At 61.8% G+C, this 22559-nt stretch carries 23 protein-coding genes; 12 read left to right on the top strand and 11 right to left on the bottom strand.

Features of this window, described 5'->3' with window-relative positions:
* The 5 genes from ACTCHC_RS12525 to ACTCHC_RS12505 form a co-directional block, all read left to right on the top strand.
* Window positions 1-382 (top strand): MBL fold metallo-hydrolase (locus ACTCHC_RS12525; RefSeq protein WP_463022837.1); only part of this gene is annotated, 382 nt, incomplete at its 5' end.
* A complete protein-coding gene (locus tag ACTCHC_RS12520) occupies window positions 383-1312 on the top strand; it encodes an AEC family transporter (protein ID WP_463022836.1) in 930 nt (309 codons plus the stop codon).
* An 87-nt stretch (window positions 1313-1399) separates the two neighbouring features.
* Complete coding sequence (locus tag ACTCHC_RS12515) at window positions 1400-1903, top strand: acyltransferase (protein ID WP_463022835.1); 504 nt, start codon at window positions 1400-1402, stop codon at window positions 1901-1903.
* Window positions 1893-2612, top strand: coding sequence for an SGNH/GDSL hydrolase family protein (locus tag ACTCHC_RS12510; protein WP_463022834.1), 720 nt, complete (start codon window positions 1893-1895; stop codon window positions 2610-2612). The genes ACTCHC_RS12515 and ACTCHC_RS12510 overlap by 11 nt, the downstream gene beginning before the upstream one ends.
* A gap of 96 nt (window positions 2613-2708) precedes the next feature.
* Window positions 2709-3704 carry a hypothetical protein gene (locus tag ACTCHC_RS12505; protein ID WP_463022833.1) on the top strand — a complete coding sequence of 332 codons (996 nt, stop codon included), beginning with the start codon at window positions 2709-2711 and terminating at the stop codon, window positions 3702-3704.
* Between the two features lie 360 nt (window positions 3705-4064).
* On the opposite strand, the gene ACTCHC_RS12500 is transcribed toward ACTCHC_RS12505, so the two are convergent.
* Window positions 4065-4754, bottom strand: coding sequence for an SIMPL domain-containing protein (locus ACTCHC_RS12500; RefSeq protein ID WP_463022832.1), 690 nt, complete (start codon window positions 4752-4754; stop codon window positions 4065-4067).
* Window positions 4755-4907: 153 nt separating this feature from the next.
* Between ACTCHC_RS12500 and ACTCHC_RS12495 the strand changes: the two genes are divergently transcribed.
* Both ACTCHC_RS12495 and ACTCHC_RS12490 read left to right on the top strand, forming a co-directional pair.
* Window positions 4908-6689: a hypothetical protein gene (locus tag ACTCHC_RS12495; protein WP_463022831.1), complete on the top strand. Its 1782-nt coding sequence runs from the start codon at window positions 4908-4910 to the stop codon at window positions 6687-6689.
* 161 nt (window positions 6690-6850) lie between these two features.
* Window positions 6851-8728: a monovalent cation:proton antiporter-2 (CPA2) family protein gene (locus tag ACTCHC_RS12490; protein ID WP_463022830.1), complete on the top strand. Its 1878-nt coding sequence runs from the start codon at window positions 6851-6853 to the stop codon at window positions 8726-8728.
* A gap of 56 nt (window positions 8729-8784) precedes the next feature.
* Here the strand turns inward: ACTCHC_RS12490 and ACTCHC_RS12485 are convergent, their stop codons facing one another.
* The 5 genes from ACTCHC_RS12485 to ACTCHC_RS12465 all read right to left on the bottom strand — a co-directional run bounded on the left by ACTCHC_RS12485 (window position 8785) and on the right by ACTCHC_RS12465 (window position 13665).
* Window positions 8785-9294, bottom strand: coding sequence for a CarD family transcriptional regulator (locus ACTCHC_RS12485; RefSeq protein ID WP_463022829.1), 510 nt, complete (start codon window positions 9292-9294; stop codon window positions 8785-8787).
* Between the two features lie 303 nt (window positions 9295-9597).
* A complete protein-coding gene (gene fdxA / locus ACTCHC_RS12480; protein WP_463022828.1) occupies window positions 9598-9936 on the bottom strand; it encodes a ferredoxin FdxA in 339 nt (112 codons plus the stop codon).
* Between the two features lie 52 nt (window positions 9937-9988).
* The gene (locus ACTCHC_RS12475) at window positions 9989-10363 is read right to left on the bottom strand and encodes an RNA-binding S4 domain-containing protein (RefSeq protein ID WP_463022827.1); all 375 of its coding nucleotides are present in this window, start codon (window positions 10361-10363) and stop codon (window positions 9989-9991) included.
* Window positions 10364-13165, bottom strand: coding sequence for a helicase-related protein (locus tag ACTCHC_RS12470; protein ID WP_463022826.1), 2802 nt, complete (start codon window positions 13163-13165; stop codon window positions 10364-10366).
* Window positions 13166-13176: 11 nt separating this feature from the next.
* Window positions 13177-13665 carry a tetratricopeptide repeat protein gene (locus ACTCHC_RS12465; RefSeq protein ID WP_463022825.1) on the bottom strand — a complete coding sequence of 163 codons (489 nt, stop codon included), beginning with the start codon at window positions 13663-13665 and terminating at the stop codon, window positions 13177-13179.
* A gap of 141 nt (window positions 13666-13806) precedes the next feature.
* Between ACTCHC_RS12465 and ACTCHC_RS12460 the strand changes: the two genes are divergently transcribed.
* The 4 genes from ACTCHC_RS12460 (at window position 13807) to ACTCHC_RS12445 (ending at window position 17893) form a co-directional block, all read left to right on the top strand.
* Complete coding sequence (locus ACTCHC_RS12460; RefSeq protein WP_463022824.1) at window positions 13807-14097, top strand: SCP2 sterol-binding domain-containing protein; 291 nt, start codon at window positions 13807-13809, stop codon at window positions 14095-14097.
* Window positions 14098-14100: 3 nt separating this feature from the next.
* Window positions 14101-15036 (top strand): alpha/beta fold hydrolase, encoded by a 936-nt coding sequence (locus tag ACTCHC_RS12455; RefSeq protein WP_463022823.1) that lies wholly within the window; start codon window positions 14101-14103, stop codon window positions 15034-15036.
* 71 nt (window positions 15037-15107) lie between these two features.
* Window positions 15108-16928, top strand: coding sequence for a M3 family oligoendopeptidase (locus ACTCHC_RS12450; RefSeq protein WP_463022822.1), 1821 nt, complete (start codon window positions 15108-15110; stop codon window positions 16926-16928).
* Window positions 16925-17893 (top strand): hypothetical protein, encoded by a 969-nt coding sequence (locus tag ACTCHC_RS12445; protein WP_463022821.1) that lies wholly within the window; start codon window positions 16925-16927, stop codon window positions 17891-17893. Before ACTCHC_RS12450 ends, ACTCHC_RS12445 begins: the two co-directional genes overlap by 4 nt.
* 3 nt (window positions 17894-17896) lie before the next feature.
* Here the strand turns inward: ACTCHC_RS12445 and ACTCHC_RS12440 are convergent, their stop codons facing one another.
* The 4 genes from ACTCHC_RS12440 to ACTCHC_RS12425 all read right to left on the bottom strand — a co-directional run bounded on the left by ACTCHC_RS12440 (window position 17897) and on the right by ACTCHC_RS12425 (window position 21524).
* Entirely contained in the window at window positions 17897-18853 is a 957-nt protein-coding gene (locus ACTCHC_RS12440) for an endonuclease/exonuclease/phosphatase family protein (RefSeq protein ID WP_463022820.1), read from the bottom strand.
* A gap of 79 nt (window positions 18854-18932) precedes the next feature.
* Window positions 18933-19367 carry a baeRF12 domain-containing protein gene (locus ACTCHC_RS12435; RefSeq protein WP_463022819.1) on the bottom strand — a complete coding sequence of 145 codons (435 nt, stop codon included), beginning with the start codon at window positions 19365-19367 and terminating at the stop codon, window positions 18933-18935.
* A gap of 82 nt (window positions 19368-19449) precedes the next feature.
* Window positions 19450-20349, bottom strand: coding sequence for an RNA polymerase sigma factor RpoH (gene rpoH, locus ACTCHC_RS12430; protein WP_463022818.1), 900 nt, complete (start codon window positions 20347-20349; stop codon window positions 19450-19452).
* A gap of 146 nt (window positions 20350-20495) precedes the next feature.
* The gene (locus tag ACTCHC_RS12425) at window positions 20496-21524 is read right to left on the bottom strand and encodes an RluA family pseudouridine synthase (RefSeq protein ID WP_463022817.1); all 1029 of its coding nucleotides are present in this window, start codon (window positions 21522-21524) and stop codon (window positions 20496-20498) included.
* Here ACTCHC_RS12425 and ACTCHC_RS12420 point away from each other — a divergent pair.
* A complete protein-coding gene (locus ACTCHC_RS12420) occupies window positions 21514-21834 on the top strand; it encodes a DUF6476 family protein (protein WP_463022816.1) in 321 nt (106 codons plus the stop codon). The genes ACTCHC_RS12425 and ACTCHC_RS12420 overlap by 11 nt on opposite strands.
* Window positions 21835-21890: 56 nt before the next feature.
* On the opposite strand, the gene ACTCHC_RS12415 is transcribed toward ACTCHC_RS12420, so the two are convergent.
* Window positions 21891-22502: a CDP-alcohol phosphatidyltransferase family protein gene (locus ACTCHC_RS12415; protein WP_463022815.1), complete on the bottom strand. Its 612-nt coding sequence runs from the start codon at window positions 22500-22502 to the stop codon at window positions 21891-21893.
* Between the last annotated feature and the right edge of the window lie 57 nt (window positions 22503-22559).

The following is a 22559-nucleotide window of genomic DNA, read 5'->3' as shown; positions in this document are numbered from 1 at the left end:
CACCATCCGCGGTGATGTCACGATTCAGGGCACCGGCGGCGCGATCACCCTGCGCCCGTTTCGGGTGAACCACGGGTCGATCGACGCGCTGGGGTTTCGTATCAACGACCTGGCCTATCTGCCCGATGTCGCCGAAATGCACGAAGAAAGCTGGCCGATGCTGGAAGGGCTGGATTGCCTGATTTTGGATGCGCTGCGTCGCACTCCCCATCCCACGCATATCCATCTGGCCAAGGCGCTGGACTGGATCGCACAACTGGCCCCGCGCCGCGCGATTCTGACAAACATGCATATCGACCTGGATTACGCCACGGTCGCCGCCGAAACGCCGGATCATGTGACCCCGGCACATGATGGGCTGATCATCAGTTACGATCTGTAGATGGGCACGCTGATCGGGATCATTCTTCCGGTCTTTTTGGTGCTTGGCTTTGGATATGCCGCCGCCTGGCGCGGAGTGATGAGCGAAGCCGCCATTGATGGCATCATGCGGTTCGCGCAGACGATCGCCCTGCCCTGCCTGTTGTTTCGGGCGATTTCCCAGCTGGATCTCGGCCACACCTTCGATCTGCGCCTGCTGTCCAGTTTTTATACCGGCGCGACCATCTGTTTTGTTCTGGGCATTCTGGGCGCGCGGCACCTGTTCGGGCGCGCCTGGATCGACAGTATCGCGATCGGCTTCGTTGCCCTGTTTTCAAACTGCGCGCTGCTGGGGCTGCCACTGACCGAACGCGCCTTTGGTGCAGGAAACCTGACCGGCAATTACGGGATCATCTCGATCCATTCGCCTTTCTGCTTTGGGCTGGGCATCCTGACCATGGAGATCGTGCGCAACCGCGGAGGCGGCATTCTGCAAACAGCGCAGGCGGTGATCCGGGCCATGTTTTCCAATCCGTTGGTGATAGGCATCGGGCTGGGCTTTGTGGTCAATCTGGGCGGCATACCCATCCCCGCCTTGCTGGCCGAGTCGCTGGACATGATCGTGCGCGCGGCTATTCCGACCGCGCTGTTCGGCATGGGCGGCGTTCTGATGCGCTATCGCCCCGAGGGTGATCTGCGCATCATCGCCTATGTCTGCGGCCTGTCGCTTTTACTGCACCCGACGATCACCTGGGGCATGGGCCGCGCGGTCGGGCTGGACCCGTCACTGTTTCGCTCGGCGGTGCTAACCTCCGCCATGGCGCCGGGCATCAGCGGCTATCTGTTCGCCGGAACATATGGTGTGGGCAAACGGGTGGCGGCATCGGCCGTGCTGATCGGGACGGCCACGTCGGTGGTGACGGCCATGTTCTGGCTGAACCTGCTGACCTGACGAAGCACCCGAAAAATTCTTTCGTTTTTCAAGCTCATCGCGCATAACTGGCACCATCGAAACAGCGCCGAACGACATGGAGCCCCGATGACCAGCCAAGCCCCCGCCTATAAAAAGGCCAAACGCCACGGGCTGAACAAGCTTTCACTTCTGCGGAACGTCCTGGTGGGGATGAAGCGGCTGTATTACACAAGGCTGTGGGGAATGGATATTCACCCCACAGCCCAGTTTTCGCTGTCGGCCAAGTTCGACCGGACCTTTCCCAAGGGTGTACATGTCGGCGAACACAGCTATGTGGCCTTTGACAGCCGCATTCTGACACATGACCGCACGCGCGGTCTGTATCTGCATACGCGCATCGGCAAGAACTGTTTCATCGGCGGGCAGAGCCTGATCCTGCCGGGGGTCGAGATCGGCGATAATTGCGTGATCGGGGCCGGGTCGGTCGTCACCAAGTCGATCCCGCCACGATCGGTTGCCGCGGGCAATCCGGCGCGCATCCTGCAATCGGATATCGAGGTTGGCAGCTATGGGCGTTTTGCAACCGCCGACGCCACCGAAAGCGCATTGGCCGAAAAAGGTGAAGCCTAGCCGCGCCCTTTCCGCCGTCGCGCTGATCCTTGTCCTGATTGGCGCGGGCTGGCTGTTGCGGGGCGCAGCGCCCGGCGCGGTCGATCGCCCGATCCGGCCGTTTGATGATGCCGTGCAGCCGGCCCGGATCGTTGCATTCGGCACCAGCCTGACCGCCCGCCCCGACTGGCCCCAGCAACTGCAAAGCGCATTGGCGGATTGTCTGGGCCACCCCGTCACCGTTATCCCGGTCGCGAAGGCGGGCGCGAATGCCTCATGGGCGGTCACGCAGATGGATAGTGTGATCGCATTGAACCCCGATGTGATCCTGATCGAATTCGCGATCAATGACGCCGATCTTGGCGACGGGTTATCGCCCTGGGCCAGCCTGGCCGCGCACCGGCAGATACTGACAGGTCTGACCGGCGCCCTGCCCCAAACCCGGATCGTGCTGATGACCACAAGCCCCGCCCATGGCCTGCGTGGCATGATCCGGCCGCTGCTGGGCCGATACTATGCCTCTTATCGCGATCTGGCGGCTGAGTTTGATACCGGCCTGGCCGATATCTATCCGCGCTGGCTGGACCTGCCGCGCAGCGCGCGCGGGCTGCAGCGTGACGGATTGCACCCCGATGCCACAATTGCTGCCGAGATGATGCTGGGCGTGTTGCTGCCGCTTCTGGGAGAGGCCGCCGGCACGCAGTGCGACCTTTCGCCCCGATCACACTGACGGCCCGCACCGGCGAAAGGCATATGCCATGCGATCCGGACTTTTGCAGATGATCCAATCCGCCTATAGTCCGGGAAAACGCAATGGCAGGGGCAGATGCAGGCAGGGCGGCAGAACTTTAACATCGTCATCGTCGCCCAGGGCGGGCGCCTGCAATACGAAGCGGTCCTGTTCGCGGCATCACTGCGCCACAGCGATCCGGGCTTTTCAGGCCGCCTTCTGGTGGCGGAACCGCAACCGGGGCCGGCCTGGCCCAGCGATCCACGCATCAGCCACCCTGAAATTCGCAGCCTGCTGACTGCGCTGGACGCCGAGATCGTGCCCTTCACCAGCCAGAGCTTCGGCGCAACCTATCCTTTCGGGAACAAGATCGAGGCCCTGTCCGCCCTGCCCACGGATGCGCCTTTCGTCTTTTTCGACACGGATACGCTGATAACCGGCCCGGTGTCGGATATTGCCTTTGATTTCGACCGCCCATCCGCCTCGATGCGGCGCGAAGGCACCTGGCCCGAGATAGAACTGTATGGCCCCGGATATGGCGAGATCTGGAAATCGCTTTACGACAAGTTCGGGCTGGATTTCGAAACCTCGCTCGATCTGTCGCGGCCCGACGAATACTGGCAGCGATACCTTTATTTCAACGCCGGATGGTTCTTTCATCGCGATGCGGCGGTCTTCGGTGCACGGTTTCGGGACTATGCAACGGCGATCCGCGACGATCCGCCCGCAACACTTGTGTGTCAGTCGCTGAACCCCTGGCTGGACCAGATTGCACTGCCGCTTGTCATTCACGCATTGGGCGGCGGGCGACCCGGCCCCGATCTGGCCGGGCTGGATGGCGATGCCAGTTGCCACTGGCGCGTATTGCCGCTGCTTTATGCCCGTGAAAGCGATCACACGGTCGAGGTGCTGGAAACCGTCACCGCGCCCAACCACATAAAGAAGGTTCTGAAACAATATGATCCGATGCTGCGAATGATCTATCAGGGGCGCGGTCAGAAAGTGCGCGCGATGTTCGATCGTGCAAACCTGCCGCCACGTGAACAGATGATCAGAAATCAGATCAAGAAGGCCGGGTTTTGGATGCGCTGAGCAGAACGTCGTTCAAGGAATTGGATAAGCCAGCTCTCGCGCCTCAAAGCGATACGAATAACGCGCCGAAGTTATGACCCTGAAGCCAATATCCGGCGCGTTATTCGTGTCCCCCTCCCCGAGGTAAGGCAGAGTTTCCGTTGCTCGAAGGCCGCAGTCAACAATTTCGAAAGGGTTACGACGAATAAAATGCGGCCTTCATGTTTGGAGCACTTCAAATCATACAGATGTCGCATATGGCAGAAAAATTGATGACAACCTGTGCCGCAACCTATCTGACATTCACTGAAGTGAACGAAGTTCAATGGTCCAAAGCCAAGCATTCGAATCACATCCCCTCTGAACAGAGGCCCTGAAAGGCTAATGCGCGATCGCAAAAACCATGCTGATTGATGCACGCAAGGTCAGTTCCCCTTCGGCGATCGGCAGGGCCTTGTCCGCCCGCGCGGCTTCCATCATCATCATCGGGGCAGGGCTTGACCCGCCCTGCTCGGTCAGGCTGATGACAGGGCCCAGCGCCAGATCGGCGGCCTCGGCATATAAGCGAGCCTTGCGCAGCGCATCTGCCACGGCGGCGCGGCGGGCCTCGTCCTGGGCCTGCTCGGGATCTTGCAGACCAAATGTCAGCCCCTGAAACATATTCGCCCCCTGCGTCAGCGCGCCATCCAGCAGCCCGCCCAACATCGACAAATCGCGCACCCGCACCGAAATGGTATTGCTGGCCTGATACCCTGTGATACGCGGCGGCTCCGAATCCGAGCGGCGATTGTTCCATAGCGGCGAAAGATTAAGACCGCTGGTCTGCATATCGCGCGGCGCAATGCCTGCCTTGGCAAGCGATGCCAGAACGTCGCTTGCCAACCGGGCATTATCCTTCATCGCCGCTGCGGCTGTTTCGGCCTGGGTTGCAACGCCAAGCGTAATCGTTGCCATGTCGGGGGCCAGCGTCACCATGCCTTCGCCCGCGACGCTGATCGTCGGTGGCATGTCCTGGGCCCAAGACATGCCAGACAGGAATATGGTCGCGGCAAGAACAATAACAAATCGCATGGAACACCTCTTTTGAACAGGCTTCAGGTCTTTGATCGTCAATACAAGCCAAGACTGGTTTTGGCCCCTCGTCGTCGGCAATTTCCTGCTATAGTCTGACTCGCGCGCGGGCAGGTCCTGCCCTTTCGATCCTCACCCCTATAGACAGATAATATGAAACCGCGCTTTGCCCTTACACTATCTCCCGAAGGTATCGTGCTGCAACATCGCAGTGCGGGGGGCTGGCTGCGCGTTGGCCAGGTTTCGCCGGCTGATCCAGATCTGAGCAGCGCCATGAAGATGATGCGCGAAACCGCCGCCGAGCTGGACAGCGGCGGTGTGCGCAGCAAACTGGTTCTGCCCGACGAGCAAATTCTTTACACCCGCATCACCCTGTCAGGAGACGCCCCGCCAGAAGACCAGATACGTGCAGGTCTGGAGGGGCTGACCCCCTATGACGTGGCTGATATCGTCTTTGACTGGGCGCGTGACGGCGACACGGCGCGCATTGCCGCCGTGGCCCGCGAAACCCTGCAAGAGGCCGAAAAATTCGCGGCGCAACACCGTTTCAACCCGGTCTGCCTGACCGCGGCCCCACCGGCTGATCTGTTCCCGCGCGAAGCATGGTTCGGGCCTACGCAGGCCGCGGCGGATCTGCTGGCCGCGGGCGATGCGCCGGAACGTGAAACCGCTCTTGCTCCGGCCACACCTGGCACGCCTGTCACTGATGTGGTGGCCACCCCGTCGATCCCGCCCGCAGCCATGCCGCAACAAGCTGCCGGATCGTTCCGGGTTGGCAGCGTCGTGGTGGCTGTGGGGTTGGCCGCGATTCTGATCATCGGGGCGGTGTTGTTGTGGAACATCGTCTTCGACAGCCCGCAAAATGCCCCGCTGCAATCGTCACAAGACATATCGATGCCCGCACCGGTCGCGCAGGATGTCCAACCCCCTGTGCCGCAACTGCAATCTGAACCGTCTGCGGCCGATACCGTGCAGCCGGATCAGACGGCGGCAGCCCCGGCCCCGCAACCGGGGCCTTATGAGGGCGATGTAATTTCCCTCTCGGCCCAGACCCAGCCTGGTGCCCCGGCTGCCGACGATCTGGACCGGCTGACCATTGCGGCCATCGACCCGGTGATCCTCAGCCAGGACGCCGGCGCGCTGCGCGCCGAAGAAGGGGCACTGCCGGATGATCAGATGCCGCCGCCCGCCCCGCTGGCCGGACCGGGGCAGAAATTCGATCTGGATGAGCGCGGGCTGGTCATCCCGTCGCCGCAAGGCACACGCAATCCCGACGGCGTACTTGTGTTTGCGGGGCCGCCGCCACTGGTTCCCCGCGCCCGCCCGACCGCCAGCGCCCCGGCTGCGGTCGATCCACAGCTTGCACAGCGAATGGCGCAGCTTGCTGGCTTTCGCCCCAAGGCGCGCCCTGCCAATCTGGCCCAGCGTCAGGAACGCGCCGAGAACTTTGGCCTGACACGGGCGGATCTGGCCACGCGTTTGCCCCGCCCCCGTCCCGATCTTCCGCCGCAGGCGCAACCTGTGCCCGTGGCCCCTGCAGTGGTTGACGATGGCGCTGCAATGGCAAGCTCGCGCATCCCCGCAGCACGGCCCCGAAATTTCAGCGCCGCGGTTGACCGCGCCCTGAAAGAGGCCGCACCCCCCCCTGCCGCTGCCGTTGCAACGGCGGTCAAACCGGCTATCCCCACCAAGGCGTCGGTGGCAAAGCGCGCAACCCAGACCGACAAGATCAACCTGAGAGCCATCAACCTGATCGGAGTCTATGGCGGATCCGGCGACCGGCGGGCGCTGGTTCGGCTGACATCGGGGCGCTATGTGAAGGTGCAGGTTGGCGACAAGATTGATGGCGGCAAGGTCGCCGCGATCGGCGACAATGACCTGCGCTATATCAAGGATGGTCGAAGCGTGGTCCTGGTGGTTCCCAGCGGTGGCTAGCCATTGCCGGAAAGAGCCGCAAACCGCCCGCCAGACGGGCATCCCCCACCGCAAACGCATTTGCCGCGTATGGATGCTCATCAAAGATATACCTCACGCGACCAAGATGAAATAACACCGTTACGGCGAGTGACGGGCACCTGCGGAATCTGGAACGGTTAATGGAAAGTTTTCTTCTGTATGCGACGATTTACCTGACGGCCGCAGTCATCGCTGTGCCGATCGCCACACGTCTGGGGTTGGGGTCGGTGCTGGGCTATCTGGTGGCGGGTATTGCAATCGGTCCGATCCTGGGTGTCGCCGGGTCCGAAATGGAAGACCTGCAACATTTCGCCGAATTCGGTGTGGTGATGATGTTGTTCCTGATCGGGCTGGAACTGGAACCCCGCGCCCTTTGGGACATGCGCCACAGGCTGTTGGGCATGGGCGGCCTGCAGATCGTTCTGACAACGACGGCAGTGATGCTGGTTGCCATGCAGATGGCGCTGGATTGGCGCACGGCGCTGGCGGTGGGGATGATCCTGGCACTGTCGTCAACCGCTATCGTATTGCAGACACTGACTGAAAAGCGGCTGGTGCGAACGCCGGGGGGGCGGGCGACATTCTCGGTGCTTCTGACGCAGGATATCGCGGTGATCCCGATGCTGGCACTGCTACCCTTGCTGGCCATCGCCTCACCCATGGCTTTTGCGCCCGATGGATCGGTGCAGCGGGCTGAGCCCGGAGCCGCCGATGCGCATGGCCCGGCAATGTCATTGGTGGCAGAATTGCCCGGCTGGGGCGTAACGCTGGTCACATTGGGCGCGGTCGTCGCGATCATCCTGGCCGGTCACTATCTGTCGCGCCCGCTGTTCCGGTTCATCCACGCAACCAAGCTGCGCGAAATGTTCACCGTTGTCGCCCTGCTGATCGTGGTGGGCATCGCCGTCACCATGATCGCCGTCGGCCTGTCGCCCGCACTGGGGACATTCCTGGCCGGTGTGGTTCTGGCCAACTCGGAATTCCGGCACGAACTGGAAAGCAATATCGAACCCTTCAAGGGGCTGTTGCTGGGTCTGTTCTTCATCACCGTGGGGGCAGGCATAAACTTCCATGTTCTGTTTGCCGATCCGCTGCGCATTGTTGCGCTGACGCTGGCGCTGATGATCATCAAGGGAATAATCCTGTATGGGATCGCGCAGTTGTTCAAACTGCGCAGCAGCAACAAATGGCTTTTCACCCTGGGGCTGGCCCAGGCGGGCGAATTCGGCTTCGTTCTGGTCAGCTTCACGCTGCAAACGCGGGTGATCACCCAGACGCTCGGCCAGACGCTATTGTTGGTCATCGCGCTGTCGATGCTGCTGACGCCGCTGTTTTTCTTTCTGCATGATTACCTGTCCCGGCGCATGTCCGAGGGCACCAAACCGCAAGAGGCTGATGAGATCGACGAACAGCAGCCCATCATCATCGCTGGCGTTGGCCGGTTCGGGCAGGTCGTGAACCGGATGCTGCAGGCCTCCGGCTTTCGGGCCACGGTGCTGGATCACGATCTGGCCACCATCGAGCTTATGCGCAAATTCGGCTTCAAGGGTTTTCTGGGCGACCCCACCCGGCCGGATCTTCTGCATGCCGCCGGCCTGGATGATGCCAAGGTCATCGTCGTGGCGCTGGATGACAAGGATGCCGTAACGCGAGTGGTACAATACGTTCGGCGCGAACGCCCCGATATCAGCATCGTCGCCCGCGCCCGTGACCGGGTGCATGTCTATGAACTGTATCGCGCCGGCGCCGATCACATCGTGCGCGAAATGTTCGACAGCAGCCTGCGCGCCGCGCGTTATGTATTGGAGGATATGGGCCTGACCGATTTCGAGGCCAACGAGATGGAAACGGCCTATTACAGGCATGATCGCGAAACGCTGCGCGAACTGGCCGAACTATGGAAACCGGGCGTGCCGCTGGACCAGAACCAGGCCTATATCGAACGGGCGCGCGCGCTGGACAAGGAACTGGAAACCGCGCTGGTGCGACAGGATCAGGCCAAGGATGGCGCGGGCTGAAACAAAAGGGCCGCGCCAATGATGGCACGGCCCCCTGTCAAGACTGTCAGGCGCGATCAGGCGGCGCGGGACACCAGGACCTCGCCCACATGTTGCTGGGCAGATCCTTCATCCATACCGCTGACAGCGGCCACTTCACGGGTCAACCGTTCCAGCGCAGCCTCATAGAGCTGGCGTTCGGAATAGCTTTGTTCGCGCTGATCGTCGGTGCGGTGCAGGTCGCGCACCACTTCGGCGATCGAAATCAGATCGCCGGAATTGATCTTCTGTTCATATTCCTGCGCGCGGCGCGACCACATGGCGCGTTTGACGCGGGCCTTGCCTTTCAGCGTGGCCATGGCGCGCGACACCACATCGGGCGACGACAGCGACCGCATACCGACCTCGGTGGCCTTGTTGGTGGGCACGCGAAGGGTCATCTTGTCCTTTTCGAACGAGATCACGAACAGTTCCAGCGAGATGCCGGCGATTTCCTGTTCCTCGATCGAAATGATCTGGCCCACACCATGCGCCGGATAGACGACATATTCGTTCGGGCTGAATTCAGACTTCTTGGTCTTGCTCATTCAATGCTTCCTTAACAGGGACACCAAATTCTGGCGACAAAACCTTGTCCGAAAACCAAAGCTTTCGGCTGCAAGGCAATCTTGGCGTCAGAAGTCCACATCACAGGCGAGCAGCACTGCGTATGGCAAATCAGGTTTTCACGTCCAGTTGTAACAAGAATATAGCAAAAAAATCGGGCAATTTAAACTGCCACGTGACGTCACAGGCGGCAAACCGCTGTGTTCACAAGATATATTTCGCGAATGCAGCGTAAATTCCCGAAAGAATCCGCTTGGTCGCCACATTATAACCCGATTCGGGCCTCAGCCGCCCTCGCCCGCTGATTCGGAAAAATATTTTTCCAGTTTTCCGGTTTCACCGTCGCGCTCCTCTGCCTCGGGTAGGGGGTCTTTCTTGGTGACAATGACCGGCCAGGCCTCGGAATACTTGCGATTGAACTCGACCCATTTTCCCATGTCCGGCTCGGTATCGGGGCGGATCGCATCGGCGGGGCATTCGGGTTCGCACACGCCGCAGTCGATGCATTCATCCGGGTGGATGACCAGCATGTTCTCGCCCTCATAGAAACAGTCTACCGGGCAGACTTCGACACAGTCGGTATATTTGCAGGCGATGCAATTGTCGGTGACGACATAGGTCATGCGCGTGGTCCTGTATCCGCTTTACAGCCGTTAGCTAGACCAGCGGGCCGCATCATTCAAGCGGCGGCCGGCGGGTAAGATCAAGGCTGCGGCGATCTTTCTTAGTAGGACGTCCTTTTCCGTCGAAACCGGGCGCATTCGGAACACTGTCCCGCGCAGGGGTCATGTCGTCGTATAATGTTTGCGCCTCGAATGCCGGGCCGCGGCGGGTGCCGACCGCCAGAACGCGCACCACGCGAATCTGGTCGCCCTGCACTAAGGTCAGCGCATCGCCCGGCCCGACCTGCTGGGCCGGCTTGCCCACCTTTACACCGTTCACCCGGACATGCCCCGCGGCGATCAGGCGGGCCGACAGGCTGCGTGTCTTGAAGAACCGCGCCTGCCACAGCCATTTGTCCAGCCGGATCAGGGGGCGCGGCGCGGTCACCTATTTGTTGACTTTCAGCCCCATCAGGGCGGCCGCAAACGGATTGTCGGGGTCGATCGGCTTTTCATGGCGCGGCGGCCGGGCCTGCATCGGCTTGTCACGATCTTCGCGCGGAGGGCGCTTGCCGCCCGGTTTACCCTTGCGGGGACGCGGGGCACCATCGGTCTGTTTTGGCCGGTCATCGCGCGGTTTTGCCTGCCCGCGGCCTTGCCGTTCGCCCTGTTCGCCACGCGGGCGACCGCCGCCCTGCCGCCGCGGCGCCCATTTGAACGTATAGAATACCTCGGTCGCGGGCGGTTCCTCTTGGGCCGAAGCATCTGAAGCGGCACCGTCATCGGGTTGATCTTCCTGCGCCGCGACCTCGACCGGGGGTGCGGCATCAACCGCCGCATCAGAGGGCGCGGCCTGTTCAGCCACAACCGCCCTGGCCTTTTCGCGTTCGCCGCGCTCGGCGCTATACCCAAGCCCCTGCATCAGATCGGCGAACTGGTCCAACGTCATGCCTGTGATCGACAGCATGTCCGGGTTGGCTTCGAATCCGGCGCGGCTGTCCTTGGCGCGCAACAGATCGGCCAGACGTTCCAGCATGTCGATACGGATCGCCCGCTGCCCGGCAGCACGATAGCCGGCCATGGCGTAATATCCGTCGGGCATGTCAGTGATATTGGGCACCGTCACCAGACCCGGTGGCGGGCTTTCGGGAAATTCCTGAAACCCCCGGGCCAGCGACCACAGCACCAGCCGCAACCGTGTAGGTGCGGGTTTCAGCAGCAGGGGCATGAATACGGTGAACTGGCCGAACCGGATGCCATGCTTGCGCAGCGCGCCGCGTGCGTCCTGATCCAGCTCTTTCACCTCGGCCGCGACCTGATCGCGCGGGATGATCCCCAGACCTTCGACCAGGCGGAAGGCAAAGCCACGGGCCAGACCGGTCAGCGCCTCATCGCGTTGCAGAGCCAGCATCGGTTCAAACAAGGCGGCGATCTTGCGGTCTATGAAATGCTGCAAACGGCGCTTGACCTTGTCGGCGACATCGGGGCCGGCTTCGTCATCGACGAAAACCTCGACCTGCGGCTTCAGGGCGTCTGGCCCTGCCACCAGTTTGCCGATGGCGTTGTCGCCCCACATCAACCCGCCCTGTTCGGTAAAGTCGATTTCAGTGTCTGGCGCGTTATAGAAACGGTCGGCACGCAGATGCAGCGCGGGGCGCAGGGCGGCGGTGCTGGCCTGTCGCAGCGTCTTGGCCTCATCCGCGCTGGCGCTGGCATCCTGACGAAAGCGGAACCCTTCCAGACGACCGACAAACTGGCCCTCGACCGTCACTTCACCCTTGTCATTCACTTCGGCCACCAGGCTCTCCTTCTGCTTCAACCGGCGAAGCAGAACAGAGGTCCGCCGGTCAACAAATCTTTGGGTCAGCGCACCATGCAGCGCATCTGACAGGCGATCTTCTACAGCGCGAGTCGCGTCACGCCAATGCGATTCGTCAGCCACCCAACCGGTGCGCTGTGCCACATAGGTCCAAGTGCGAATATAGGCCAAACGTTTCGACAATGTATCAATATCGCCATCGGCCCTGTCGATGCGCCGAATCTGGCCGGCAATCCAGTCATCCGGCACCTGCCCGCCCCCATGCAGAAAGCCGAAGATCCGATCCAGCAACCCCGCATGTTCCGCCGGCGATATGCCGCGAAAATCCGGTATGCGGCACACATCCCACAACAGGCGCACATCCGGCCCAGTGGTCACACGGGCGCGGATATCGGCGTTTTGCGACAGGGCGCGCAGGGCCTGCAGATCGTCCACCTCACGCGTGCGTGTCAGCCATTCGTCATGGGTAAACGTCTCAAGCGAGGCAATCAGCCGGTCGATACCGCCGAAATCCAGCGCCGCATTGCGCCACTGCAATTTGGTTACCGGTGCAAAGCGGTGATTGGTGATGGCCTGCACCACATCATCGTCCAGCGGCGGCGCCTCGCCGGTTACGCCGAAGGTGCCCGGCTGCATATACCGCCCCGCGCGCCCGGCGATCTGGGCCAATTCGCCCGGTTGCAAGGGCCGCATCCGGCGTCCGTCGAATTTGCGCAACCCTGCAAAGGCGATATGCTTGATATCCAGGTTCAATCCCATTCCGATGGCATCGGTTGCCACCAGGAAATCGACATCGCCATTTTGATACAGTTCCACCTGCGCGTTGCGCGTGCGGGGCGACAGCGCGCCCATCACGACGGCGCAGCCGCCCTTCTGACGGCGGATCAATTCGGCGATGGCATAGACGTTCTCGACCGAAAATCCGACGATCGCCGATCTGGGCGGCATGCGGCTTATCTTTTTCGAACCTGTATAAGTCAGCTCTGACAGGCGTTCGCGCCGGGTGAATTGCGCCTCGGGCACCAATGCTGCGATCGCGCCGCGCATCGTATCGGCCCCCAGGAACAGGGTTTCATGCAATCCCCGCGCCCGCAACAGGCGATCGGTAAAGACATGGCCGCGTTCGGGATCGGCACATAACTGAATCTCGTCGATCGCCACGAAATCGGCGCCGATCTCCTGCGGCATCGCCTCGACGGTGCAGACCCAATATCGGGTGCGCGGGGGCACGATACGTTCTTCGCCCGTCACCAGCGCCACCACCGACGGGCCGCGCAGCGCCACGATCCGATCATAGACCTCGCGCGCCAGCAGACGCAGCGGCAAGCCGATCACCCCGGTGCGATGCGCCAGCATACGTTCGATTGCATAATGAGTCTTGCCGGTATTGGTCGGCCCCAGGACCGCCACGACCCTGCCGTTCTGCCGCATCGGATTGCCCTTCAGAGAGTGACGCCGCCGGTTGCCTTTTCCAGCCGTTCGATGGCGTCTTTTAGGTCTGGTTCATGCGGATGTATAGCGGCAGCGGCGCGGAAGGCCGCCAAGGCGTCACCGGTCCGGCCGACCTCTTCCAGAATTGACCCCAGCCCGATCATCGCGCCGAAATGCTGCGGGTTCAGCACAAGCGCGCGCTGGATATCCGCCAGGGCAGGACCGAACAGCCCGGCCCGGAAATAGGCGGTGGCGCGGGCATTGAATCCTTCGGCGAAATCCGGCGCATGATCGGTCAGCGCTGTGAAATGCGCGATGGCAGTGGCGATATCGTCAGCCTCCAGCGCATCGCGCCCGCGCTGCAGCAGCAGATCCATCGCCGCCGAACCCGATCTGGACCATTCCGCCCATATCTCGGCCTCGACCATCTGCCAGTTGGGCAATTCGGGGCTGCGCAATTCCTGCAACAATCCTTCGACTCGCGCCTGATCTGCCCGCACCGGCGCACCCGAAGCGCCGGTCAGTAAAATTGCCGCGAGGACAGCATTGAGTAAGAGGCGCAAAGATACCATAACAATACCGATAGTAATACATCGGCCGGGAAAGCCAAGCACCCCGCCTTTCACATTCGGAGGATCGCCATGAGCGACTTGATCGACGCCGCCGTCAGCACGCTGAAACAAAAGATGCAAGGCGGGCTGGATGATGGCACCGCGAAATTCGTGATCGGCGACGAGGGCGCGATCATGGTTGATGCCAATGGGCCGCGCGCCGGGGATGAACCTGCCGATGTGACCCTGACCGCCGATGCCGAAACATTTCAGGCCATCATGGCAGGCGACATAAACCCGGCCGCCGCCTTCATGACCGGCAAGCTGTCGGTTGATGGCGACATGGGGCTGGCGATGAAACTGGGTGGCCTGATCGGCTGATCCATGCAGCCTGCCCCGCTTCATGACGACGTGGCCGATGGCCCGCCGGAGGGGCGGGCTTTTTGGCTGCGGGCGAAGGACGGGGTACGGCTGCGGATCGGGGTCTGGTCCTCGGGCACCCGCGGCACGGTTCTGCTGTTTCCCGGCCGCACGGAATATATCGAAAAATACGGCCGCGCCGCCACCGACCTTGCCGCACGCGGCTTTGCCACGGTGGCCGTAGACTGGCGTGGTCAGGGCCTGGCCGACCGGCTGTTGCCGGATACGGCGGTGGGCCATGTCGGGGCTTTTGGCGATTACCAGCGCGACGTCGCGGCCGTCATGGCCGTCCTGCCCGCGCTGAACCTGCCGCAGCCGCTGTTCCTGCTGGCCCATTCCTTGGGTGGATGTATCGGGCTGCGGGCGCTGATGCACGGCCTGCCGGTGCGCGCCGCCGCCTTTACCGGGCCGATGTGGGATATCCTGATGCCGGGCGCGATGCGGCCGCTGGCCTGGATTATCGGCGCCGGGTCCGGGCTGCTGGGCAAAAGCGGCGCTTATGCGCCCGGCACATCAGGCCGGCGCGCCTATGTCGAGGCCGCAGCGTTCGACGGTAATTCGCTGACCTCGGATGCGGATATGTATCACTATATGCAGGCACAGCTTGCGGCCCATCCCGGGCTGCGGCTGGGCGGGCCAAGCATCGGCTGGGTGCATGCTGCACTGGCAGAAACACGTGATCTGGCGCGGCGCCCATCACCACCGTTGCCGGCCTTGTGTTTTCTGGGCAGCGACGAACAGATCGTGGCCCCCGACGCCATCCGGTCACGCATGGCGCGATGGCCGGGCGGGCGGCTAGAGGTGATAGAAGGTGCCCGGCACGAGATCATGATGGAGACGCCCGCCATTCGCGCCGCCTGTTTCGACAAGATCGCCCGGTTTTTCGAAACGACCCCCTGACCGCAGGCCTGGCCTTGAACCTGCCCCCCGACCCCGCCTATGTCTGGAATGAACAGCTGAAAGGTAAACCAATGCACCCATTTCCCCGCCCTGTTTTCGATGCACATACCGGCTCCGGGGGCGCTTTGGGTGATTTGCCCGAATGGGATCTGACCGATCTTTATACCGCCGAGGACGCCCCCGAACTGGTCCGCGACATGCGCTGGCTGGAAACCGCCTGCGCCGGGTTCGCCGCCGATTACGAAGGCAAGCTGGCCGGGCTGGACGCCGCCGGGCTGCTGGACTGCGTGCAGCGCTATGAACGGATCGAAACCATTGGCGGTCGGATCATGTCCTTTGCCGGTCTGCGCTATTACCAGAACACGATGGATGCCGACCGGGGCAAGTTCTTTTCCGACTGCCAGGACCGGATCACGACGTTCACCACGCCGCTGGTCTTTTTTACCCTCGAAATCAACCGGCTGGACGATGCGGCGCTGGACGCGCTGTTCGGCCAGAATACCGATCTGGCCCGCTATCGCCCGATCTTTGAACGACTGCGCGCGATGCGGCCCTATCAATTGTCGGACGAGCTGGAAAAATTCCTGCACGATCAATCCGTGGTCGGGGCGGCCGCCTGGAACAAGCTGTTTGATGAAACCATCGCCGGGTTGCAGTTTGTTGTGGATGGCGAGGAATTCAACATCGAAGGCACGCTGAATTTCCTGACCGATCCCGACCGCGACAAACGCGAAGCCGCCGCGCGCGAACTGGCAAGCGTTCTGGGCGAAAACGTCAAGCTGTTCGCCCGTGTCCACAACACGCTGACCAAGGACAAAGAGGTCACGGACCGCTGGCGCAAGATGCCCACGCCGCAGACCGGACGCCACCTGTCCAACCATGTGGAACCCGAGGTCGTGCAGGCCCTGCGCGACGCCGTTGTCGCGGCCTATCCCAAGTTGTCGCACCGCTATTACGCGCTGAAGGCGAAATGGCTGGGGTTGGAGCGGATGCAGGTCTGGGACCGCAACGCGCCGCTGCCGCAGGAGAATCCGGCGCTGGTCAATTGGCCGACCGCGCAGAAAACCGTGATGGATGCCTATGCCAGCTTTGCGCCGCAAATGGCTGATATCGCAGCGCCATTCTTCAGCAAGGGATGGATAGATGCGGGCGTGAAACCCGGCAAGGCGCCCGGTGCCTTTGCCCATCCGACCGTCACGGATGTGCACCCTTATGTGATGCTGAACTATCTGGGCAAGCCACGCGACGTGATGACGCTGGCGCATGAGCTGGGCCATGGCGTGCATCAGGTTCTGGCCGCGGGTCAGGGTGAATTGCTGTCCTCGACCCCGCTGACGCTGGCCGAAACCGCCTCCGTCTTTGGCGAGATGCTGACCTTTCGTAAGCTGCTGTCGCAGGCCGAAACGCCCGCCCAGCGCAAGACCCTGCTGGCCGGCAAGGTCGAGGATATGATCAACACCGTGGTGCGCCAGATCGCGTTCTATGACTTTGAATGCAAGCTGCACGAAGCCCGGCGGAACGGCGAACTGACGCCCGACGACATCAACGTCCTGTGGATGAGCGTCCAGGCGCAAAGCCTTGGCCCCGTTTTCGATTTCATGGATGGTTATGAAACCTTCTGGGCCTATATCCCGCATTTCGTGCATTCGCCGTTCTATGTCTATGCCTATGCGTTCGGCGATGGTTTGGTGAACGCGCTTTATGCCGTTTACGAAGAAGGCGGCGCGGATTTCCAGGACAAGTATTTCGACATGCTGCGCGCGGGCGGGTCCAAACATCACAAGGAACTGCTGGCCCCGTTCGGGCTGGATGCCAGCGACCCGAAATTCTGGGACAAGGGCCTGTCGATGATTTCCGGGATGATCGACGAGCTTGAGGCCATGGAGGGGTGAGCCTTTGCGGCCCGCGCATCGTTTTCCACGTCGCTGGCCATATGGCAGGCCGCGACGGGCAGGATCTGCCGGGCTTTCTGAAAAAGCTGCATCGTGGCTTTGGTGGCCTTGGGGCAGAAACGACGATCCTGCCCCGCGATCTGGACGTTCTGAACAATCTGGGCGATACGCGCGACCTGCATATTGTCCATAACGGGCGTATCCGACACCCGGCCGTGCTGAATACCGGTTTGGCCTATATCCAGCCCTTCTGGTATCTTGATCCGGCTGGGGTCTTCGCCGACTCCAGCCTGACAGAGGCCCGGTTCGACCCGTCCTTGGTCGATCCAGCACAGGCGCAGGCCTTTCTCGGCCGCCTCGTTCATCGCCTGCGCGACCGGCGGATCAGCCGCTATGACCAACCGCAAGCCCGTCAGGCAGTGCCACCCGATTGTATCGCGGTTTTTCTTCAAGGCAGGTCAGATCCCGTGACGCGCGCGCGGCACATGCCTGACGACAGGATGATCGAAACGATAATTGCGCATCGCGACGGGCGGCCCGTGGTCATCAAACCCCATCCCCGCACCATAGACCCTGACATGATAACGCTGGTCGATGCGTTGAAAGGCCGGCCCGGCGTGACGATCAGCCAGGCCAATATACATGACATCCTGTCCGTCGCGGCAGTGTCGGTATCGGTCTGTTCGGCGGTGTCGCTGGAAGGGCTGATGCATGATGTGCCCGCGATCCTGTTCGGCCGGTCAGATTTCCACCACTGCGCCGAAACCGTGCGTGATGCGGATGACTGGCCCCTTGCCCTGAACCGCGCGCTGTCGCGGTCCTATCCTTTCGCGGCATTCCTGTACTGGTTCCTGGGCCAATCCATGATCGCGGCAGGGCGCGACGATCTGATGATGCAGGTTCTGACCCGAATGCGCCACCTCGGGCTGTCGCCAGCGCGCTTCGGTCTGCGCGAACCGCGCTGATCCTCAGGGCACCGCGATTTCGGCCAGCAACCCGCGATGGTTCGACCCAAGATCGGCCCCGAAAGGCCGCAGCGACACCAGCCGCGCCCCGTCACGCACCAGCATGTGGTCAATCGGAAGTCCCCAGCCGCCAAGCCCTATCGGCCAGGTGCCGACCGGCAGGCGTGGCGGGGCCAGACGCCCCTGTTTGAATACCTGCCTCATCGACCAGCTCCAGGGGGCGGCGTTGAAATCGCCCATCACCAGCAGCGGATCATGGATACGCGACAGGCGCGAAAAAAAGTTTTCATGTTCGTGCACCGCCGGATCCTGATACCAGGGCTTGGACATGTGCACCGCCATCAGGTGAAACGGCCGCCCCCCCGGCAATGTCAGCCACAGTTCGGCCCGCCGATCCGGGCGCATGTCGGACAGGGTTGCAATTTCCATCCGGTCGGGCTGGCGCCGCGACAACATCAGCAATTCGCACCGCGTTTCGCAGCCCACATTCCAGGGAAACGCCGCGCGCAGCCGATCCAGTTGCGGCACCAGCGGCAAGGCCTCGGAAAAGACCACGATATCGGGATTCTCGGCAAGCACCGCATCGACGATGCGCGCGGGGTCAGTGGTGTTTTCAAACAGCGAGTTGAACCAGATCACCCGCAAATCGGCGCGCAGGTCGGGGCGCAGGGGTGCCGATACCCCCAGATGCTGACCGACCAGCCAGATTGCCGCCAACAGCGACCCCGCCAATGTCACACGCCCCACCCAGCGCGCGCGCAACGCCAGCAATATCAGCCCGGCCAACGCCGAAAACGTGATAAGTAATGGCGACAGGCTGTCAAAGACCCGCGCCAGAACGCCCAGTGTCGGGTTTGATCCTACGCTGGGTGCACCAGTCGCGATCAACAGCGCCAGCGCGCCCAGAACGAATACGCCACCAATCATCCGCTGCCTGACGACCGCCACCCGGTTCTGCATCCCTGCCCCTTGCGATTTGCGATTTGCGATTTGCTGCGCTGCAGTGTGGCGCGAAATCAAGGCGATGCAAGGGCCGCCGTCAAAACACAATATGATCTTCAAAACATTCCGGCAGCTTGCCTGCCGGAACCGTCAGAAAATCCTTGGGCAGTTCAGCCACCATGGCGGTACGAACAGGTTCCGCCAATTCGGCGCGCAACGCCCCCAGCATCTTTGGCGGCGCGGCCAGAACGGCGCGATCAAAACCGCCTCCCTGCCAAAGCCGACTCACCTCGGCCGCCAATTCTGCGGCAAAACTGGCGCGATCCTGTGCCTCTTCACTGGTGCTGCGATCCAGCCCATGCCGTGCAACGCCCGGTACAGCCGTTCCGCGCCCCGGCGCATCGGCATAGCGGGTCTTGTCCGGCTTGATGAAATCAGCTTGCTCGACCAGCCCCTTGCCCGGCCCCTGATTGATCAGGAACCGCGCCCGGCGGTCATCCGCCAATATGACAAGCGTTCGGATCGTTTTCATTATGAAGCCCCCTGTATCGACAAGCGGCATCAAGCCCGATTCTGCCCGATGCCGCCTTGATTCAGTTCAAGCAAAAGTAAAATCAGACCTCGGCCAGCATACCTTTTTTCCTGGCCAGTTCCGTCATGCGCTTTTGCAGTTTTTCAAAGGCCCGCACCTCGATCTGGCGAATCCGCTCGCGGCTGACGCCATACTGGCCGGACAGGTCTTCCAGCGTCACGGGCTGATCCTCCAGCCGACGCTGCATCAGGATGTCACGCTCGCGCTCGTTCAATACGTCCATCGCCTGCATCAGAATTTCGCGCCGGTTTTCAAGTTCGTCCCGCTCGGCATAATCCGAGGCCTGATCGGCATCTTCATCCTCCAGCCAGTCCTGCCACTGGGCAATGCTGTCGCCATCCGCAGCGCCGACCGTCGCATTCAGCGACGCATCGCCGCCCGACAACCGGCGGTTCATGCTGATCACCTCTTCTTCGCTCACGCTCAGATCATGGGCGATGCGGGCCACGTGTTCGGGCGTAAGATCGCCCTCTTCCAGCGCACCAATCTTGGCCTTCGCCTTGCGCAGGTTGAAGAACAGCTTTTTCTGCGCACTGGTCGTGCCCAGCTTTACCAGGCTCCAGGATCGCAGGATATATTCCTGGATGCTGGCACGGATCCACCACATCGCATAGGTGGCCAGACGAAAGCCCTTTTCGGGATCGAACCGCTTGACCGCCTGCATCAACCCGACATTGGCCTCGGAAATCACCTCGGCCTGCGGCAGGCCATAGCCGCGATAGCCCATGGCGATTTTCGCCGCCAGGCGCAGGTGGCTGGTCACCATCTTGTGGGCGGCCTCGGTATCTTGATGATCGACCCACCGCTTGGCCAGCATATATTCTTCTTCCGGATCGAGCAGCGGAAACTTGCGGATTTCCTGAAGATAGCGGTTCAGCCCCTGTTCCGGGCTGGGTGCCGGCAGATTTGCGTAACTGTTCATGGCTGTCCTCTCAATCGCTTTGGGAACAAGATAGGACACGCGGGCGTCCCTTCAAGTTAACCCTCTTAACATTATTAAACGGCAGTTGTGCGAGTTTCCGTCGAAATTTCTTTAACATTTCGTATTTTCACGAAATCTTGCACGGATCAGCCCCGCAAGGCCTGCAATAGCGCCTGCATATCTTCCGGCAGCGGTGCCTCGAATTCAAGTTTTTCGCCCGAAACAGGATGGTCGAACCCCAGGATCGCCGCATGCAGCGCCTGACGGGGAAACGCGGCAACAGCCGCCACGGCACCGGCACCGATGGATTTTTCCGACAGCTTGCGCCGCCCGCCATAGGTCTGATCCCCGATCAACCCGCAACCCACATGGGCCATATGCACCCTGATCTGATGCGTGCGCCCGGTTTCCAGCCAGCAATCCAGCAAGGCGGCAACCGGCGGCGCGCCAAAGGCTTCCTCGACCCGCGCGCGGGTGATGGCATGTCGCCCACCGGTAAAGACAACCGCCTGCTTCTGACGGTCGGTCTTGTGCCGCGCCAGATGCGTCGTCACCTTCAGAATATTGCCCGGCTCAAAGCTGACCCCCCTTATCCCGCGCAATCGCGGATCGCCCGCATCGGGCAGTCCATGCACCACGGCCTTGTAATGACGGTTGACCGTATGCGCCTCGAACTGTGCGGCCAGCCCCTGATGGGCGACATCCGACTTGGCCGCAACGATCAGCCCGCTGGTATCCTTGTCGATCCGGTGCACGATGCCCGGCCGCCGCTCGCCCCCGATCCCAGACAGGGTATCGCCGCAATGGGCCAGCAATGCGTTGACCAATGTGCCAGACGGGGTGCCGGGTGCCGGATGCACCACCATGCCCACCGGCTTGTTCACCACGATCAGCGCATCATCCTCATAGATCACATCCAGCACGATCGCTTCGGCTGCGGCGGCCACCTCGGCCACCTCGCCAAAGCAGATCTCCAGCACGTCGCCCTCATCGACCCTGGCGCGCGGGTCGGCCACCACCACCCCGCCCCGGCTTATGCCACCTTCGGCAATGATCTTGGCCAGGCGCGACCGCGACAGCCCCACACCCTCTGGCACGTCACGCGAAAGCGCCTTATCAAGACGAGAGGGCGGATTTGGCCCGATAACCACCGAAAGCCGGCGCATGACAGACATGGAAAAAGGCTCACTTCCCGGGGACGTTCCCCCCAACCTGCGGTTTCTGCGTGTTCTCGTCACGGTTCTGACGGCAACGATGATCGCAGGGCTTGTAATCGTGATCGCCCTGCTTGTCATCCGCCTGTCCCCCGAAAAGACATCCGTGCCGCTGCCCGACCCCATCCGGCTGCCTGCGGGGAAAACGGCAGTCGCCTTTACCCGGGGAACGGGCTGGTATGCCGTGGTGACAGAAGACCAGCACATCCTGATCTTCGACAGCATGACCGGAACCCTTCGCCAGACCGTCTCGATCGAATCTGGCGACTGACCCCTCTTCTGGGCCCAAATACTCTTGCCGAAGGCATCAAAGTTTTCCTGAAAACTTTATCCCTTGCCGAAAACCTGCCAGGCCAGCAAGACACGCGCCCCGGCCGTCACAAAGCACAGCGCACCGAACACCCAGGCCAGCGGTGCAAACCAGCCAGGCAACAGGCAAAGCAACACGAAAAACAATATCGTTTCGGTCCCCTCCAGCAAGCCGCCGGTAAAGTATAGCGACTTTGCACCCCGCGCCGCGCTGACCATCCGGCCCTTTTCGGCCAGAACCGCATAGCCCAGGAAAGAAGCCCCGTTGGTGTAAAAACTGGCCAGCAGAAACGCCCCCGCCGCGCCATTTCCACCCGGATCGGCCCAGACGAACCCCATCGGCACTGCCCCGTAAAAGGCGAAATCGCTGACGATATCCAGAAAACCGCCGAAATCGGTGCGCTGCGTGGCGCGTGCCACGGCACCGTCCAACCCATCCGCCAGGCGCGACAATCCCAGCGGTATCAGCGCCCACCCCGGCACGCCTGATGCGATCATCGCTGCTGCGACCAGCCCCATTACCAGCCCGGCCAACGTGATCTGATTGGCCCCCAGGCCGGTCCGCGCCAACAACCGCCCCGCCCGGTTCAGCCCCGGATCAATGATCTTTCTGACAGCCCCATCCAGCATCGCATTCTCCGAATTGCATCAGGGTGTCGGCCATAAAGCCGCCATTGCGCAAGCCCG

It is taken from the genome of Actibacterium sp. (genome assembly GCF_055134745.1).
This window is presented reverse-complemented; position numbering and strand designations above follow the sequence as displayed.